The following is a 16,272-nucleotide window of genomic DNA, read 5'->3' on the forward strand; positions in this document are numbered from 1 at the left end:
GAAACGCCCCAATCCCCAGCCCCGGCCGCCCCGAGCGTTCACCACAAATCAGCCACGAAGGCGGGACTTCTGTCCCTGCCAGCAGGTAACGTCTGGCGGGTGGCAGCCGGACCGGATTCCCGTCCTTCTGTGCCGCGTCGGCGTGTTCCGGCCGCATCCGAGGACGTCTCCGCGGTGCAGGCTGTCGAGGTGCGCCGCAGTGCCCGGCGCAGCCGCACGGTCTCCGCCTACCGCGAGGGCGACCGGACGGTGGTGCTCATCCCGGAGCGGATGTCCGCCGCCGAGGAGAAGCGCTGGGTCGCGCTGATGCTGGACAAGCTCGCCGCCCAGGAGAGCCGGCAGGTGCTCGGCGACGACGCCCTCGCCGCCCGCGCGGCCGAGCTGTCCGAGCGCTACCTGGACGGCGCGGCCCGCCCGGCGAGCGTCCGCTGGGTCACCAACCAGAACACCCGTTGGGGCTCCTGCACCCCCGCCGAGGGCACCATCCGGCTGTCGCACCGGCTGCAGGGCATGCCCGAGTACGTGGTCGACTACGTGCTGCTGCACGAGCTGGCCCACCTGCTGGTGGCCGACCACGGACGGCGCTTCTGGGCCCTGCTGGAGGGCTATCCGCGCACCGAGCGGGCCCGGGGCTACCTGGAGGGGGCCGCGGCCGCCGCCCGGGCGCCGCAGCTGCCGGGCCCCCGGCACGCCGAGGACCCGGCCGGGCAGGCCCGCTAGAGCAGGCCCGCCCGGCCCCGGTTCGGGCGTGGTCGGTGCGGGGCGGTCAGTCCAGCAGCTTCTGCGCCCGGGCCACCAGGTCCCGCACCGAGCCGTCGGTGCGCTCGGGCAGCGCGTCGAAGCCGAACCAGCGCAGGTCCAGCGACTCGTCGCTGATACGGGCCACCGCGTCCGCCGGGGCGGTCGCCAGGTACTGGACGTCCAGGTGGGTGTTCTCCGGCTGGTCCCGCCCGGCGCAGCGCACCGCGTGCCGGTCGAGCTTCACCGGCGCCGCCGACGCGGCCAGCGCCAGGCCCTCGGTGATGCCGGACTCCTCGACGGCCTCCCGCAGCGCGGCACCGGCCAGCGTGGCGTCCTGCGGCTCGCAGTGGCCGCCGAGCTGCAGCCACAGGCCCACCTTGGGGTGCAGCGTCAGCAGCACCCGGCCGCGGGCGGCGTCCACCACCAGGGCGCTGGCGGTGATGTGCGCCGGGTGGCAGCTGCGCCACACGCCGTCCTCGCGTTCCCGCAGGTGGTCCAGGTAGTCCCGGCGGAGCAGGTCCTGCTGGTCGTCCGGCGCGGCCCAGGAGTCCAGCGCCCGCAGCGCGTCCCGGTGCAGCGCCCCGGCGGGGCGGGGGGCGCCGACGGGGTGCGGTGCGCTCACGCCTTGCCCTCCGTGCCGGCGTCCCCGCCGTTGTCGTCCTTGTCGTCGCCGGAGGCCTCGGCGGCTCGGCCCAGCATCTCGTCCAGCTTGGAGAAGTCGATGCCCTCGCCCAGGTCGTCGCCCCCGGCCGCGGCCGCGCCGTGGACGAAGCCGTCCGGGTCGTCCAGGTCCTTGGCGGTGGGCAGCATGTCCGGGTGCGCCCAGAGCGCGTCGCGGCCGTCGGCGCCGCGGGCGTCGGCCAGCGAGGCCCACAGCCGGGAGGCGTCGCGCAGCCGGCGCGGGCGCAGCTCCAGGCCGACCAGGGTGGCGAAGGTCTGCTCGGCCGGGCCGCCGCTGGCCCGGCGGCGGCGCAGGGTCTCCCGCAGCGCCGCGGCGTGCGGCAGGTGCGGGGCGGCGGCCGCGTGGACCACCGCGTCCACCCAGCCCTCGACCAGCGCCAGGGCGGTCTCCAGCCGGGCCAGCGCGGTCTTCTGCTCGGGGGTGTCCTCGGGCTCGAACAGGCCGCCGCTCATGGCCTCCTGCAGCGCCTCGGGGTTGCTCGGGTCGATCTGGCCGACCAGGTCCTCCAGCCGGGAGGCGTCCACGGTGATGCCGCGCGCATACGCCTCGACCGCGCCGAACAGGTGCTGCCGCAGCCACGGCACATGGACGAACAGCCGCTGGTGGGCGGCCTCGCGCAGGGCCAGGTAGAGCCGCACCTCGGAGGCCGGGACGGAGAGCCCCTCGCCCATGGCCTCGATGTTCTGCGGCAGCAGCGCCGCCCGCCCGGCCGGCCCCAGCGGCAGGCCGACGTCGGTGGAGCTGAGCACCTCGGCGGCCAGGCCGCCCAGCGCGGTGCCGATCTGCGAGCCGAACATGGCCCCGCCCATGCTGCGCATCACGCCCAGCAGGGGGCCGGCCATGGCCTGCATCTCCTCGGGGACGACCCCGCCCATGGCCCCGGCGACGCGCTCGGCGACCGGGTCCACCAGCTCCTTCCAGACCGGGAGGGTGGCCTCGATCCACTCGGCGCGGCTCCAGGCCACGGCGCTGCTGGCGCCTGCGGGCAGGGAGGTCGCGGAGTCCAGCCACAGCTCGGCCAGCCGGATCGCCTCGGCCACGGCCGCCCGTTCGGACTCACCCACCGAGCGGTCCTTCGAGCCGTCCTCGGCGCCCTGGACCACGGCCTGCCGGGCCAGGTTCTTGGCCAGCTCCCAGTTGACCGGGCCGCCGTCGAAGGAGAGCATCTGGCCGAGCTGCTGGAACGCCGCGCCGATGTCGCCGGGGTTCATCCCGCCGAACAGGCCCTCCAGCGGATTGCCCGAGCCGCCGCCGCCCGGCAGGCCGGGGAAGCCGAAGCCGAACGGATTGGCCGGGCCCGAGCCGGACCCCGACCCGGACCCCGACCCCGAGCCGGACCCCGAGCCGGAGCCTGAACGCGAGCCCGAGCCCGAACCCGATTCGCCTCGCTCCTTGCCGTCCTCGGGCTCCTCGGGGGGAAGGCCGAAGCCGAAGGGGATGTCGCTCACGAGTTGCCTCGATCTCGTCAGCCGTCGCGCGAGGATGGTGTGCGGCGGTCAGGGGCGGCCGGTCCAAGGCCGAGGCGGGTGCACCGCACGGTCGGTTTCCGGTCGCTGCCGGTCGCCCCCCGTGCCGGGTGCACCGCCATGCCCTCGCCTCGGGCAGGATGGTCGGTACGTGACACTGACGTACGCATCAAAACTAACCGTGGAGGAGAGCCGGTGAGTTCCCCACCTTCGCACGTTCGCTCTGGGCTGACCGCTGAGCAGTGCGGTCCTGAAGGTTCGGAGGGTGCGCCGGAGAGTGCGGAGGCGGTCTCGCCGGGCCCCGAGTACGACGGGCCGCCGCTGGTGGTCGCGGTCACCGGCGCGGCCTCCGGCGTCGGCGAGCGGCTGGCCGCCCGGCTGGCGGCCTCGCCCTGCGTACGCCGGGTTCTGGCCATCGACGAGCGCCGCGGCGAGGTCACCGGCGTGCAGTGGCGGGTGCTGGACGTCCGCGACCCGGCCGTGGCCGAGCGCTTGGCCGGGGTGGACGTGGTGGTGCACCTGGCGCTGGACCTGGGCATGTCCGCCGACCCCAAGGCCCGCAGCGCCTTCAACGTGCGCGGCACCCAGACCGTGCTCACCGCCGCCGCCGCGGCCGGGGTGCACCGGGTGGTGCTGTGCACCTCGGCGATGGTCTACGGCGCGCTGGCCGACAACGACGTCCCGCTGGCCGAGGAGGCCCCGCTGCGGGCCACCGAGGAGGCCTCCCTGGTCGGCGACCTGCTGGAGATCGAGCGGCTGGCCCGGCGGGCCCCGCTGGCCCACCCCGGGCTGTCGGTGACGGTGCTGCGCCCGGCGGTGGTGGTCGGCCCCGGCGTGGACACCGTGCTCACCCGGCACTTCGAGGCGCCGAGGCTGCTGGTGGTCGCCGGCTCCCGGCCCTGCTGGCAGTTCTGCCACGTGGACGACCTGGCGGCGGCGCTGGAGTACGCGGTGCTGGGCCTGGTCGAGGGCGAGGTGACGGTCGGCTGCGACGGCTGGCTGGAGCAGGAGGAGGTGGAGGAGATCACCGGCATCCGCCGGATGGAGCTGCCCGCCTCGCTCGCCCTGGGCACGGCCGCCCGGCTGCACCGGCTGGGGCTGACCCCGGCCCCGGCCGGGGACCTGGCGTACACCATGTACCCGTGGGTGGTCTCCGGCAGCCGGCTGCACGAGGCGGGCTGGCGTCCGCTGCACACCAACGAGCAGGCCCTGGGCGAGCTGCTGGAGCAGGTCTCCGGCAACCACGCGGTGGCCGGCCGGCGGCTGGGCGGCAAGGACGCGGCGACCACGCTGGGCGCGGCGGGCGCCACCGTCGCCCTGGTCGGCACGGCGGCGCTGGTCCGCCGGGCGCGCAAGCGCAGGCGGATGTGACCGGCGGAACCCGCTCAGGAATGGAATATTATGTCCGCGATGCGGAAAAAGCTGTCCAAGCGGTCGGGGGCTCGGTCATCATGGAGGGTATGACGCACCATGCCGCCGACCCCGTCCGCCTGATCGCCCTGCGCGACACCCCGCTCTCGCTGGACGAGGTGCACGCCGCCGTCGGCGACACCTCGGCCGGGGGCACGGTGGTCTTCGTCGGCACCGTCCGCGACCACGACGGCGGCCGGGGGGTCACCGCCCTGGAGTACAGCGCCCACCCCAGCGCCGAGGAGGAGCTGCGGCGGGTTGCCGAGAAGGTCGTGGCCGACTTCCCGGTGGCGGCCCTGGCGGCGGTCCACCGGGTGGGGCCGCTGGCGGTCACCGACGCCGCCGTCATCGTCGCCGTCTCCTGCGCGCACCGCGCCGAGGCGTTCGACGCCTGCCGCCGCCTGATCGACGACATCAAGCACACCGTGCCGATCTGGAAGCACCAGCGCTTCGCGGACGGCAGCGAGGAGTGGGTCTCCGCCTGCTGAGCCGACCCGGCTGGGCCGACCCGGCTGAGCCGACCCGGTGACGTCGGCCGATGGGCCGTGACCCGCCCGGCGTCCAGGTCGTTGTGCTGACGAGCAGTTAGTCTGCTGATAGTCACGATGAGCTGGGAGTACGGCATGAGTGCACTCGCCTGGTGGATCTTCCCCGCAGTCGCCGGGCTGCTCGCCTGGCTGTGGGTGCTCTGGTCCCGGCGGACCCGCTCCACCGCCGACAGCGACTCGCTGGCGGGCTACCAGCGCTTCCGCGAGGCCATGGAGCGGGACGCCCCCGGCCCGCCGTAGCCCGGCTCCGGCCGGTACTCCGGCGGGCGCACCCGGGAAGTCGTCCCGTACTGTCGTTCCATGCCACGCCGCTCCGCGACGATGCTCGCCTCCACGATGCTGCTGATAGCGCTGTTCTGCGCCGCCCTGCTGATCAAGGTGCCCTACTCGGAGATGAGTCCGGGGCCGACGTACAACACCCTCGGAAGCCAGGGCGGGCAGCAGGTGATCACCATCAGCGGCCACAAGACCTACCCGACCAGCGGCAACCTCAACATGGTCACGGTCGAGGTCACCAACGCCGACTACCGGATGAACCTGGTCGAGGCGGTCAGCGGCTGGCTGCAGCACGCGGTGGCGGTCGTCCCCAGCAACACCCTGTACCCCAGCGGCCAGACCGAGCAGCAGTCCGAGCAGCAGAACGCGGAGGAGTTCACCGCCTCCCAGGACAGCGCCAAGGCCGCGGCCCTCGGCGAGCTGCACATCCCGGTGGGCAACGAGGTCATCGTCTCGGCGGTGGTCGAGGGCACCCCGTCGGTGGGCAAGCTGCACGCCGGGGACGCCGTCGTCGCCGTGGACGGCACCAAGGTCACCGACCCGACCCAGGTGGCGACGCTGGTCACCAGGCACCAGCCCGGTCAGGCCGTGGTCTTCACCGTCGTCCCGCCCGGCAAGAGCGCCGGCGACACCCAGCAGGTCACCGTGGTCACGGCGAAGAACCCGTCCACCGGCAAGGCGTACGTGGGCATCGAGCCGGGGACCGAGCACACCTTCCCGTTCGACATCAACATCAACCTGGGCGACGTCGGCGGCCCCAGCGCCGGGCTGATGTTCTCGCTCGGGATCATCGACAAGCTGCAGCCGACCAACCTCACCGACGGCAGGTTCGTGGCCGGGACCGGCACCATCGACGACAACGGCAACGTCGGCCCGATCGGCGGCATCTCCATGAAGATCATCGCGGCCCGCTCGGCCGGGGCGCAGTACTTCTTCACCCCGGCCGCCAACTGCGCCGAGGCGTCCGCGGACACCCCGGCCGGGCTGCGGCTGATCAAGGTCACCACGCTCTCCGGCGCGCTGGCCGACCTCGGCGACGTCCGCTCGGGGAACCTCGCGGCGCTGCCCGGCTGCGGCAAGTGACCGCACGGCCGGGCAGCGGGGGCCCGGCCGGAGCGCGGGACCGGCGGCGAGGCCGGGGCCGGTCCGGCGCCGGGCGGCTCAGGCGAAGGTGGTGAGCAGCGCCTCGGCCAGGCCGGGCACCAGCGCCGGGCCGGTCAGCACCTCGCGGGCGGAGTCCTTCTCGCGCAGCCGCAGCGCGGTCTCGCGGGTGCCGTCGCGCAGCACGGCCACGGTCATCCGGACCTCCTGACGCTCCGGGTGCTTGGCCACCCAGGCCGTCAGCTCCCGCTCGGAGACCCCGCTGGGCACCTTGGCCTCGGCGGTGGGCGGCAGGATCAGCCGCTCCACGACCAGTGCGCAGCCCGCCACCGACTCCGGCCAGGCGATGGTGCCCAGGAAGTCGTCCAGGGCCTTGCCGGCCGGGATCTCCTCCTGCTCGATCGGGGTGAGCTGCCCCTCCGGGCCCGGCTCCAGGCCGAGCTGCCGGGCGATGCCCGGCTCGTTCTTCAGCAGCGCGGCCGTGTCGACGAGGGCGAACAGGCGGGCGGGCTGGTCCCAGCCGAGCCCGGCGGCGTACTCGTCGATCTCGAGGACGGCGCGGGTGATCGGTCGGGCGGCGGGAGGCAGTGCCTCGGCGGCGGTGTCGGACATGCCACCTATCCTCACACGTCCCGCCCGGTCGCCGGCTGCGGGCGATCCCGGTCGTCGGCGGGTGCCCGCTGAACCGGGGCGGTCGGGGGCCTGAACGGCGCGTGCTATGGTTGCAACACAACGACGCGGGGTGGAGCAGCTCGGTAGCTCGCTGGGCTCATAACCCAGAGGTCGCAGGTTCAAATCCTGTCCCCGCTACGCGAAGTCGGAAGGCCCGGTGCAAGCGCACCGGGCCTTCCGCATGTCCGGGGGCGGCCCTCGCGGGGCGGTCGTCGTCCCGGGGCGGTCGTCCCGGGGCGGTCATCTCGGGTCGGCCGTAATGGATTTGCGCTGGTCAATCCGGTCAGGGTACGGTTACACCACAACGACGCGGGGTGGAGCAGCTCGGTAGCTCGCTGGGCTCATAACCCAGAGGTCGCAGGTTCAAATCCTGTCCCCGCTACTCGGAGTCGGAGGGCCCGGTGCAAGCGCACCGGGCCTTCCGCTTGTCCGGCAAGGGGGGCGGAAGTGGCTGGTCAGAGTGGTCGGATGGTTCGGTTGTCACTTCAATCGCCCATTCCGGTAGTGAATCTGACGGGACGTCTAACCTGTTCCCGGACAGGGAAGATGGGCTGATGGTGCGGCTGCCGCCGGTGCGACGGCGTCAGAAGCCAGCCCGGACAGCCGTGTTGCGAGGTTGATGTGTCGCAAAATCGACAAAGCGCTGAAGTAACCTTTTCCTCTGGGGTATACCAGGAGTGCGCGGGTTGCGGGTGGTGCGACGATGAGCCCCATGGGGGACGGTGCGAGGCCGGACAGCGGCCATGAGCTCCGGTGCGCGCCAGGGATGCCCAAAGACCCGGCGGACGCAGGAGTCGACATGTCGGTGATCTCGGGAGCAGGTCCAGGAGTCGATCAGGACGACCCGCAGTGGGCGGGTCGACTGCCGCTTCAGCGTGCGCGCACGGGGTCGGCGGACGACGTCGACGCCGACCTCGACGCGACGATCGAGATGAGCGAGGCCGAGAAGGCGCGGTACGCCGCCGCCCTCGGCGAGTTCCACCCGCCCGCGGCCTCCGACGAACCCCACGACCCGGACGACCTCGACCAGTTCGTGGACACCGTCGAGCTGGCCCAGGCCCGCCGCCCCGGCGCCGACCGGCTCTCCGCCGGACCGGACCACGACCGCGGCCCGGTCCGCGATCCGCGGCTGGGCCCGGACGGCGGGCAGGGCGCCGACGAGGACGCCCCCGGCTCCGCCGAGGACGGCGGCGAGCCCCGCTTCCGCACCCTCGAATCCGCCCTGGCCGCCCGCGAGGAGGCGGCGCTGGAGGAGCGCTGCCGCGCCGCCGCCGAGGAGGACCCGGAGGCCGCCAGCCTGCTCGGCGCCATGCTGCTGCGCCGGGGCGAGCTGGACGAGGCCGAGGTGCACCTGCGCCGGGCCGCCGCCGCCGGGCTCCGCGCCGGGGCCAACAACCTGGGCGTGCTGCTGCACCAGCGCGGCCGCCGGGACGAGGCCGCCGAGTGGTGGCGCGAGGCCGCGGTCGCCGGGAGCGCGCCCGCCGCGCACGCCCTCGGCCTGTACCTGCGCGACCGGGGCGACGAGCCGGGCGCCGAGTACTGGCTGCGCCAAGCGGCCGAGCAGGGCCACACCGGCGGTGCCTACGCCTACGCCGACCTGCTGGAGCACCAGCGCGAGGCCGGACAGGCCGAGAAGTGGTTCCGGGCCGCCGCCGACGCCGGGCACCGCGAGGCGGCCTACCGCCTCGGCCGGCTGCTGGAGGCCGGCGGCGACCCGGCCGAGGCCGAGCCGTGGCTGCGCCAGGCCGCCGCGCGCGGCCACGCGGGCGCGGCGCTGCGGCTGGGCGTCCGGCTGGAGCGGCGCGGCGAGCGCGACGAGGCCGCCCGCTGGTACCGGCAGTCTGCGCAAGGCGGCGAGCCCCGTGCCGCCTGCGCCCTGGGCTTCCTGCTGCGCGACGGCGGGGACGAGGTAGGCGCGGCCGACTGGTGGCGCGAGGCCGCCGACGCCGGGGACGGCAACGCCGCCAACGCGCTCGGCGCCCTGCACGCCTCCTGGGGCGAGCCGGGCATGGCCGAGCAGTGGTACCGCACCGCGCTCGCGGCCGGGGACCACAACGGCGCCTTCAACCTGGGCCTGCTCTGCGCCGCCGACGGCCGCGAGGCGCAGGCCGAGCAGTGGTACCGGCAGGCCGCGTACGCGGGCCACCGGGACGCCAGCAACGCCCTCGCGGTGATGCTGTTCCAGCGCGGCGACACCCCCGGTGCCGAGCCCTGGTTCTCCAAGGCCGCCGAGGCCGGGAGCGTGGACGCCGCCTTCAACCTGGGCATCCTCTACGCCGGGCGCGGCGACCAGCACGACGCCCAGGAGTGGTACGCCCGGGCGGCCGCGGGTGGCCACGCCGAGGCCGCGCTGCAACTGGCCGTCGCCAAGGAGCGGCGCGGGGACCTCACCTCGGCCGCCGTGCGCTACCGGCAGGCCGCCGAGGCCGGGTCGAGCGAGGCGGCGTTCCGGCTGGCGGTGCTGCTGGAGCGGGCCGCCGAGGACCGCTTCGAGGGCGAGGTCGAGCGCTGGTACGCGGCAGCCGCCGAGGCCGGACACAACCGCGCCCAGGTACGGGTGGGCGTCCGCGCGGCCGAGCGCGGCGACACCGGCACCGCCGAGCACTGGTACCGCCGGGCGGCGGAGGGCGGCAGCCGCAGCGCGGCCTTCAACCTGGGGCTGCTGCTGGCCCGGGAGGGCAGCGAGGCCGAGGCCATGCTCTGGTACACCCGCGCGGCGGACGACGGCCACGGCCGGGCGGCGCTGCGGCTGGGCCTGATCGCGGCCCGGCGCGGGGATCTGGTGCAGGCGCGGGACTGGTGCACCCGCGCCGCCGAGGACGGCCCGCAGGACGTCGCGGAGCGGGCCGGGCGGCTGCTGGAGGCACTGCGGGCGGACCTCAGCGCCTGACCGGCGGGGGCGCTCACCGGGGACGGCGTCGCGCAGTGGGCCGAACGGGGTGAGCCGCGGTCAGGCCCGGGCTGCCGCGCAGTCCGGGCAGATGCCGCGGTAGGTGACCTCGACGTCGGCGATGGCGAAGCCGAAGCGCTCGGTGTCCGGCAGCGCCGCGATCGGGTCGCCGCTGGGGTGGACGTCGCGGATCGCGCCGCAGCTGGAGCAGACCAGGTGCTGGTGCGCGTGGTGGGCGTTGGGGTCGTAGCGCTTGGCGCGCCCGTCCGTGCTGACCTCCAACACCTCGCCCAGGCTGACGAGTTCGCCCAGGGTGTTGTAGACGGTGGCCCGGCTGATCTCCGGGAGCAGGCTCACGGCGCGGGCGTGCACCTCGTCGGCGGTGTAATGGACGTGGTCGCCGTCGAGCACCTGGGCCACGACTCGCCGCTGCGCGGTGAGCCGCCAGCCGCGCTCTCGGAGACGTTCCAGCAGGTCACTCATGGGGCCAGGATAACAGTGCCGCCCGGGGTGGTCGAGGATTGGTGTCCGTATCGACTTAGATCTGGTCCAAGCTGGGTCGGGTCAGCCGGTGGGCTGGTCGACGCTGTCGGCCGCGTCGCTCCCGGCGCCCGTGGCGGCGCCCGTGCGGGTGCCGTCCTCGGGGTCGTCCTCGAAGCGGGCGGAGGCGCGCTTCTCGGAGCGGTGCTTGAGGTAGAGCAGCCCGGCGACGGCGACCACGATCACGCCGACCAGGATCCAGCTCGCGGTGTTGGCGTAGGACTCGATGCGGTGCCAACTCGCGCCCGCGAAGTAGCCGATGAGCGTGAAGGCGGTGGCCCACACCGCGCCGCCGAGCATGTTCCAGACCGCGAAGGTGCGGTAGCGCATGTCCGACAGCCCGCACAGCCCGGGCACCAGCGCCCGCAGCGCGGCGGCGAAGCGTCCGGCGAAGACCGCCCGGCCGCCGAGGCGGGCGATCAGGTCCTTGCTCTGCCGGATGTGAGCGGGCTTCAGCAGCTTGTGCGGGATGCGCGTGAGCAGTGCGTCGCCCCAGCGGTTGCCGACGGCGTAGCCGATGCTGTCGCCGACGATCGCCCCGGCGACGGACGCCAGCAGCACCGCCCACAGCGGATTGGTGCCGTTGTAGGCGGTGACGCCGCCGATCACCACCGCGGTCTCGCCGGGGATCACGAACCCGAGGAAGACCGAGGACTCCAGGGCCGGCAGCAGGAACACCGCGATGAGCACCAGGGTGCCGTTGAGCGTCAGCAGATGGTCGCTGATCCAGGACACCAGGAATCCTCCGAGCAGGGCCGCCCCGGCAAGCCAGGTGGTCGGTCAACAGATGAGCGGATGAAAGGACAGTCGAACCGTATCGGGGCGGCCGGGGGGTCGGGCTACTGCCAGGGGATGATTGCGCCTACCCCTGACGGCCTAGGGGCGAAGGGGGGTCCTGGACCGCCCTGCCCGGCCGCCTGGCCCGGCCGCTCTAGCCCAGCCGTTGCAGCAGCTCGCCGTGGAGCAGCCCGTTGGACGCCACGGCGTTGCCGCCGTGGACGCCGGGGATGCCGTCCAGGCCGGTGAAGCGGCCCCCCGCCTCCTCGACGATCACGCAGTTGGCGGCCATGTCCCAGATGCTCAGCTCGGGCTCGGCGCACATGTCGACCGACCCCTCGGCGACCATCATGTAGGGCCAGAAGTCGCCGTAGGCACGGGTCCGCCAGCAGCTCCGGGAGAGGTCCAGGAAGGCGTCCAGCCGGTTCCGCTCCTCCCAGCCGGTCAGCGAGGAGTACGCGAAGGAGGCGTCCTCCAGCCGGGAGACGTCCGAGACCTGGATCCGGCTGGCCTTGGTCAGGCTGCGGCCGGTAAACGCGCCGGTGCCCTTGGCGGCCCACCAGCGGCGTCCCAGCGCCGGGGCCGAGACCATGCCGACGACCGGCTGGTCGCCGCTCGGGCCCACCTCCATCAGCGCGATCAGGGTGGCCCAGACCGGGACCCCGCGGATGTAGTTCTTCGTCCCGTCGATCGGGTCGACCACCCAGCGGCGCGGGCCGTGGCCGGTGCTGCCCTGCTCCTCGCCCATGACCGCGTCCCGGGGGCGGGCCCGGGCCAGGTCGTTGCGGATCAGCTCCTCCACGGCCTTGTCGGCGTCGGAGACCGGGGTGAGGTCCGGCTTGGTGTCGATCTTCAGATCGAGCGCCTTGAACCGGTCCAGTGTCACCGAGTCGGCGTGGTCCGCGAGTACGTGGGCAAGGCGAAGATCGTCGTGGTAGTCGGCCATGCCCTGAACAGTAACGATCGCGCGGTGCCGGAGCCAGCAGCGGCGTGGGCGCCCCCGGCCGCCCCGGGCTTCTAAGCTTGGCCCATGGGCTCCGTGGGTGACTCAGGCGTGGACGACCGGGAACTCGTCACCTGGTGGGGGCTGGTGGTCGAGGCGTACGCGCGGACCGGGCGGCTGGTGCAGGTCGGCCCGGTCGAGGGGGTGGACGTTCCCGGCCCCTGGTTCGAGGTGCTGCTGCGGCTGCTGCGCACCCCCGGGCAGCAGCTGACGATGACCCAGCTCGCCCGCGAGACCACGCTGACCAGCGGCGGGTTCACCAAGCTCGCCGACCGGATGGTCGCCGCCGGGCTGATCGAACGGCAGCCGTCGCCCGAGGACCGCCGGGTGACGCACGTGGTGCTCACCGCCGAGGGGCTGCGGATCGGCGAGGAGGCCCAGCGCCGCCACGTGGCGCTGCTGCGCGAGCACTTCCTCGGCCCGCTGGGGGAGGAGCGCGCCGGGCGGCTGGCGGGCCTGATGCGGGCGCTCCGGGACGCCAACACGCCCGGCTGAGCAGCCCGCCCCCTGCCTGCGCGGGCCTTGCCCGGGCTAGTGGTCGATGCCGCTGAGCTGGAGGCCGACCACGCCGGCCAGCACCAGGCCGATGGAGACGATCTTCAGCACCGAGACCGTGTCCCCGAGCCAGGCCATGCCGTAGACGGCGGTGCCGGCCGCGCCGATGCCGGTCCACACCGCGTACGCCGGGCCGACCTGGAGGCTTCTGAGCGCCCACGAGAGCAGCCCGAAGCTGCCCGCGCCGAACAGCGCGAAGCCGACCACGGGCCAGGGCCGGGTGAAGCCGTGGCTCAGCTTCAGGCAGACGGCGAAGCCGGTCTCCAGGAACCCCGCGATGATCACCATCGCCCACGCCATCCGCGCACTCCCTCGCCGCTCGCCGCCAGTGGACCGCCGGACGCCGATCGCGCCGGTGATCACATGGTCGCGTGCGATCCCGGCGTCGGCATCCGGAGCGCGTCCGGGCGCGGGCTGCGGGCTGCGGGCTGCGGGGGCTGCGCGGCGGCGGCTGAGGCTGCGGCGGGCTCAGTCGCCCTCGCGGGCCTCGCGGGTGGAGAGCAGCCGGCGCAGCGAGTACAGCCGGGCCGGGTCGGCGTGGCCCTCGGCCACCCAGGCGTCCAGCGCGCAGTCCGGCTCGTCGTGGCTGCACGCGCGCGGGCAGCCCTCGGTGCCGGGCACCAGGTCGGGGAAGGCCAGGATGACGCGTCCGGGCTCGATGTGGGAGAGCCCGAAGGAGCGGAAGCCGGGGGTGTCGATGACCCAGCCCGGCAGGTCGCCCCGGGCCGCGCCGGGCGCCGGGGGCAGCCGCAGCGCCAGCGCGGAGGTGGTGGTGTGGCGTCCGCGCCCGGTGACCGCGTTGACGATCCCGGTGGACCGCTGGTGCGCCGGGACGAGGGCGTTGACCAGCGTCGTCTTGCCCACGCCGGAGTGGCCGATGAAGACCGTGGACAGGCCGCGCAGCTGGTCGCGGACGCGCTCGGCGCCCTCGGCCGCCAGGTCGTCCCGGCGGGTCACCACATGGTTGACGCCCAGCGGGTGGTAGATCTCCAGCAGCGGCTCGGCCGGGGCCAGGTCGGACTTGGTGAGCACCAGCAGCGGCCGCAGCCCGGCGTCGTAGGCGGCGACCAGGCAGCGGTCGATCAGCCGGGCGCGGGGCTCCGGGTCGGCCAGGGCGATGACGATGGCCAGCTGGTCGGCGTTGGCGACGACGATCCGCTCGTACGGGTCGTCGTCGTCGGCGGTGCGCCGCAGCACCGTCCGGCGCTCCTCGACCCGGACGATCCGGGCCAGCACGCCGGGCTCGCCGGAGAGGTCGCCGACCAGGGCGACCCGGTCGCCGACGACGACGCCCTTGCGGCCCAGCTCGCGGGCCTTCATGGCGGCGATCTCGCGTTCGCGCTTGGTCCCGGCCTCGACCAGGCAGGTGAACCGGCCCCGGTCGACGGTGAGGACCATGCCCTCGGCGGCCTCGTCGTGGGCCGGGCGGGTCCGGGTGCGGGGGCGCGAGCCCCGGCGCGAGGGGCGGGCCCGGATGTCGTCCTCGTCGGCGTCCTCGCCGTAGCGGCGCATGCGGTGCTTCAGCCCTTCACTGCGGTGCCGGTGAGCAGGGAGTCCCAGAGCCCGGGGAAGTCCGGGAGGGTCTTGGCGGTGGTGCCGATGTCCTCGACCAGGACGCCCTCGGTGACCAGGCCGAGGACGGCGCCGGCGGTGGCCAGCCGGTGGTCCTCGTAGGTGTGGAAGACGCCGCCGTGCAGCGGGCGGGGGGTGATCTCCAGGCCGTCGGCGGTCTCGGTGACCTCGCCCCCGAGAGCATTGATCTCGTTTGCGAGCGCTGCCAACCGATCGGTCTCGTGCACACGGAGGTGAGCGATGCCCCGGAGCGAGGACGGGGATCCGGCCAGCGCGGCGACGGCCGCGATCACCGGCGCCAGCTCGCCGACGTCGTGCAGGTCCGCGTCCAGGCCGTGCACGGAGCCGCCGCCGGTGAACCGCAGCCCCTCCTCGGTCAGCTCGCTGGAACCACCCATCCGGGTGAACAGGTCCCGCAGCTGGTCCCCCGGCTGGCTGGTGTGCAGCGGCCAGTCCCTGACCACCACCGTCCCGGCCGTGACCAGCGCCGCGGCCAGGAACGGCGCCGCGTTCGACAGGTCCGGCTCGACCACCAGGTCCCGGCCCAGCAGCGCCCCCGGCGCCACCCGCCACACGTCCGGCTCGCCGCCGTCCTCGGGCGCGTCCACCCGCGCCCCGGCGGCGCGCAGCATCTCCACCGTCATCCGGATGTGCGGCAGCGACGGCACCCTGCCGCCGGACCCGCCGCTGTGCCGGACCTCCACGCCCTGCTGGAACCGCGCCCCCGACAGCAGCAGCGCGCTCACGAACTGCGAGGAGGACGAGGCGTCCACCGTGACCGTGCCGCCGACCAGCCCGGCCGTGCCGTGCACGGTCAGCGGCAGCGCCCCGCGCCCGTCGTCGTCGATCCGCGCGCCCAGCTGCCGCAGCGCCGAGATCACCCCGCCGAGCGGCCGCTCGTACGAACGGGGGTCGCCGTCGAAGCGCACCTCGCCGTCGGCCAGCGCGGCCAGCGGCGGCAGGAAGCGCATCACCGTGCCCGCGTTGCCGACGTCCACCCGGGCGTGGCCCTTCAGCGGCGCGGGCAGCACCCGCCAGGCGTCGCCGCCGCCGGGCACCCCGCTGCTGCTGTTCAGCGTGGACTCGATGCCGACGCCCATCGCCCGCAGGCCGTCGGCCATCAGCAGGGTGTCGCGGCTGTGCAGGGGGCGGCGGATGAAGCCGGGATCGTCCGCGAGCGCGGCCAGAACCAGGGCTCGATTGGTCGCGGACTTCGATCCGGGCACGGAGACCACCGCGTCCACAGGGTCGGACGCGGTGGGTGCGGGCCACAGCAGGTCGCTCATGGCTCCCGAGCCTAGCCGCATTCAGCGGGTGAGCAGCCAGCGACCGCCCGTGGCCAGCGCGGCGAGAGCGATCACCAGGAACAGCGCCACCCACAGCACCGGCGGCGTCCCGGTCAGCCGTCCGAGCTGGTCGGCGTCCGAGTCCCGGGCGCCGCCGCGCCGCCGCTTGCCCTGCAGCTCCAGCACCGGACGCACCCCGGCCAGCAGCAGGAACCAGACGCTCAGATAGGCGAACGCCCCCTGCAACGCGGCCCCGCCGAACCAGGACACCGCAAGGCACACTCCGCCGGTGACGACGACGGTCAGCGCCCCGTAGGCGTTGCGGACCATCACCAGCACCGCCAGCAGCAGCGCCACCACCGCCCACAGCAGCGCGGTGACGTGCCCGGCCGACAGCAGCCAGGCCCCGCCGAGCCCCAGCAGCGGCGGCGCGGAGTACCCGGCGGCGGCGGTCAGCACCATGCCCGGCCCGTGCGGCCTGCCGGAGGAGACGGTCAGCCCGGAGGTGTCCGAGTGCAGCCGGATCCCGTGCAGCCGGCGCCGGGTCAGCACCGCCACCAGCCCGTGCCCGCCCTCGTGGGCGATGGTCACCACGTTCCGGGTGTAGTGCCACACCACCGCCGGGCCCACCGCCAGCAGTGCGACGGCGGCCGTGGCCCAGACGATGACCTGGTCCGGCGCCGCCTGGACACCGGTCACCTCGCTCCACACCGCGCTGATGCTGTGCGCCTGCATGGACTCGCCTCACCTCGG

Annotated in this window: 17 protein-coding genes and 2 tRNA genes; 9 read left to right on the forward strand and 10 right to left on the reverse strand. The window is 74.5% G+C overall.

Features of this window, described 5'->3' with window-relative positions; all coding sequences use genetic code 11:
* The first annotated feature begins 129 nt into the window (after positions 1-129).
* The gene (locus GXW83_RS05150) at positions 130-720 is read left to right on the forward strand and encodes a M48 family metallopeptidase (RefSeq protein WP_225446765.1); all 591 of its coding nucleotides are present in this window, start codon (positions 130-132) and stop codon (positions 718-720) included.
* A gap of 46 nt (positions 721-766) precedes the next feature.
* On the opposite strand, the gene GXW83_RS05155 is transcribed toward GXW83_RS05150, so the two are convergent.
* Entirely contained in the window at positions 767-1,363 is a 597-nt protein-coding gene (locus GXW83_RS05155) for an NUDIX hydrolase (protein WP_182441717.1), read from the reverse strand.
* Entirely contained in the window at positions 1,360-2,871 is a 1,512-nt protein-coding gene (locus GXW83_RS05160) for a zinc-dependent metalloprotease (RefSeq protein WP_182441718.1), read from the reverse strand. Before GXW83_RS05160 ends, GXW83_RS05155 begins: the two co-directional genes overlap by 4 nt.
* A 213-nt stretch (positions 2,872-3,084) precedes the next feature.
* Here GXW83_RS05160 and GXW83_RS05165 point away from each other — a divergent pair, with 213 nt between their 5' ends.
* The 4 genes from GXW83_RS05165 to GXW83_RS05180 all read left to right on the forward strand — a co-directional run bounded on the left by GXW83_RS05165 (position 3,085) and on the right by GXW83_RS05180 (position 6,206).
* The gene (locus GXW83_RS05165; protein WP_182441719.1) at positions 3,085-4,260 is read left to right on the forward strand and encodes an NAD-dependent epimerase/dehydratase family protein; all 1,176 of its coding nucleotides are present in this window, start codon (positions 3,085-3,087) and stop codon (positions 4,258-4,260) included.
* An 89-nt stretch (positions 4,261-4,349) separates the two neighbouring features.
* On the forward strand, positions 4,350-4,787 hold the full coding sequence (locus GXW83_RS05170; protein ID WP_182441720.1) for a molybdenum cofactor biosynthesis protein MoaE: 438 nt from the start codon (positions 4,350-4,352) through the stop codon (positions 4,785-4,787).
* A 135-nt stretch (positions 4,788-4,922) separates the two neighbouring features.
* Complete coding sequence (locus tag GXW83_RS05175) at positions 4,923-5,087, forward strand: hypothetical protein (protein WP_182441721.1); 165 nt, start codon at positions 4,923-4,925, stop codon at positions 5,085-5,087.
* A gap of 60 nt (positions 5,088-5,147) precedes the next feature.
* Positions 5,148-6,206: a PDZ domain-containing protein gene (locus tag GXW83_RS05180; RefSeq protein ID WP_182441722.1), complete on the forward strand. Its 1,059-nt coding sequence runs from the start codon at positions 5,148-5,150 to the stop codon at positions 6,204-6,206.
* A 78-nt stretch (positions 6,207-6,284) separates the two neighbouring features.
* Here the strand turns inward: GXW83_RS05180 and GXW83_RS05185 are convergent, their stop codons facing one another.
* Complete coding sequence (locus tag GXW83_RS05185) at positions 6,285-6,836, reverse strand: PPA1309 family protein (RefSeq protein WP_182441723.1); 552 nt, start codon at positions 6,834-6,836, stop codon at positions 6,285-6,287.
* Positions 6,837-6,960: 124 nt separating this feature from the next.
* Here GXW83_RS05185 and GXW83_RS05190 point away from each other — a divergent pair.
* From GXW83_RS05190 to GXW83_RS05200, 3 genes are all read left to right on the forward strand, one after another.
* Positions 6,961-7,034: transfer RNA gene (locus GXW83_RS05190), tRNA-Met, on the forward strand.
* Positions 7,035-7,204: 170 nt separating this feature from the next.
* Positions 7,205-7,278, forward strand: a tRNA-Met gene (locus GXW83_RS05195).
* A gap of 417 nt (positions 7,279-7,695) precedes the next feature.
* Complete coding sequence (locus GXW83_RS05200; RefSeq protein ID WP_225446766.1) at positions 7,696-9,786, forward strand: tetratricopeptide repeat protein; 2,091 nt, start codon at positions 7,696-7,698, stop codon at positions 9,784-9,786.
* 60 nt (positions 9,787-9,846) lie between these two features.
* Here GXW83_RS05200 and GXW83_RS05205 read toward each other — a convergent pair whose 3' ends face one another.
* From GXW83_RS05205 to hisN, 3 genes are all read right to left on the reverse strand, one after another.
* Positions 9,847-10,269, reverse strand: coding sequence for a Fur family transcriptional regulator (locus GXW83_RS05205; RefSeq protein WP_182441724.1), 423 nt, complete (start codon positions 10,267-10,269; stop codon positions 9,847-9,849).
* A gap of 81 nt (positions 10,270-10,350) precedes the next feature.
* Positions 10,351-11,061: a DedA family protein gene (locus GXW83_RS05210; RefSeq protein WP_182441725.1), complete on the reverse strand. Its 711-nt coding sequence runs from the start codon at positions 11,059-11,061 to the stop codon at positions 10,351-10,353.
* Positions 11,062-11,257: 196 nt separating this feature from the next.
* Positions 11,258-12,049, reverse strand: coding sequence for a histidinol-phosphatase (gene hisN / locus GXW83_RS05215; RefSeq protein ID WP_182441726.1), 792 nt, complete (start codon positions 12,047-12,049; stop codon positions 11,258-11,260).
* 84 nt (positions 12,050-12,133) lie between these two features.
* Between hisN and GXW83_RS05220 the strand changes: the two genes are divergently transcribed.
* On the forward strand, positions 12,134-12,601 hold the full coding sequence (locus tag GXW83_RS05220) for a MarR family winged helix-turn-helix transcriptional regulator (RefSeq protein WP_182441727.1): 468 nt from the start codon (positions 12,134-12,136) through the stop codon (positions 12,599-12,601).
* 36 nt (positions 12,602-12,637) lie between these two features.
* Here the strand turns inward: GXW83_RS05220 and GXW83_RS05225 are convergent, their stop codons facing one another.
* The 4 genes from GXW83_RS05225 to GXW83_RS05240 form a co-directional block, all read right to left on the reverse strand.
* Positions 12,638-12,961, reverse strand: a complete 324-nt coding sequence (locus GXW83_RS05225) for a multidrug efflux SMR transporter (RefSeq protein WP_182441728.1) — start codon at positions 12,959-12,961, stop codon at positions 12,638-12,640.
* Between the two features lie 168 nt (positions 12,962-13,129).
* Entirely contained in the window at positions 13,130-14,173 is a 1,044-nt protein-coding gene (gene rsgA, locus GXW83_RS05230) for a ribosome small subunit-dependent GTPase A (RefSeq protein WP_182441729.1), read from the reverse strand.
* Between the two features lie 8 nt (positions 14,174-14,181).
* Positions 14,182-15,519, reverse strand: coding sequence for a 3-phosphoshikimate 1-carboxyvinyltransferase (gene aroA, locus GXW83_RS05235; RefSeq protein ID WP_182441730.1), 1,338 nt, complete (start codon positions 15,517-15,519; stop codon positions 14,182-14,184).
* A 21-nt stretch (positions 15,520-15,540) separates the two neighbouring features.
* The gene (locus tag GXW83_RS05240; protein ID WP_182441731.1) at positions 15,541-16,254 is read right to left on the reverse strand and encodes a M50 family metallopeptidase; all 714 of its coding nucleotides are present in this window, start codon (positions 16,252-16,254) and stop codon (positions 15,541-15,543) included.
* Positions 16,255-16,272: the final 18 nt, after the last annotated feature.

This window comes from Streptacidiphilus sp. PB12-B1b (assembly GCF_014084125.1).
Classification (GTDB): Bacteria; Actinomycetota; Actinomycetes; order Streptomycetales; family Streptomycetaceae; genus Streptacidiphilus.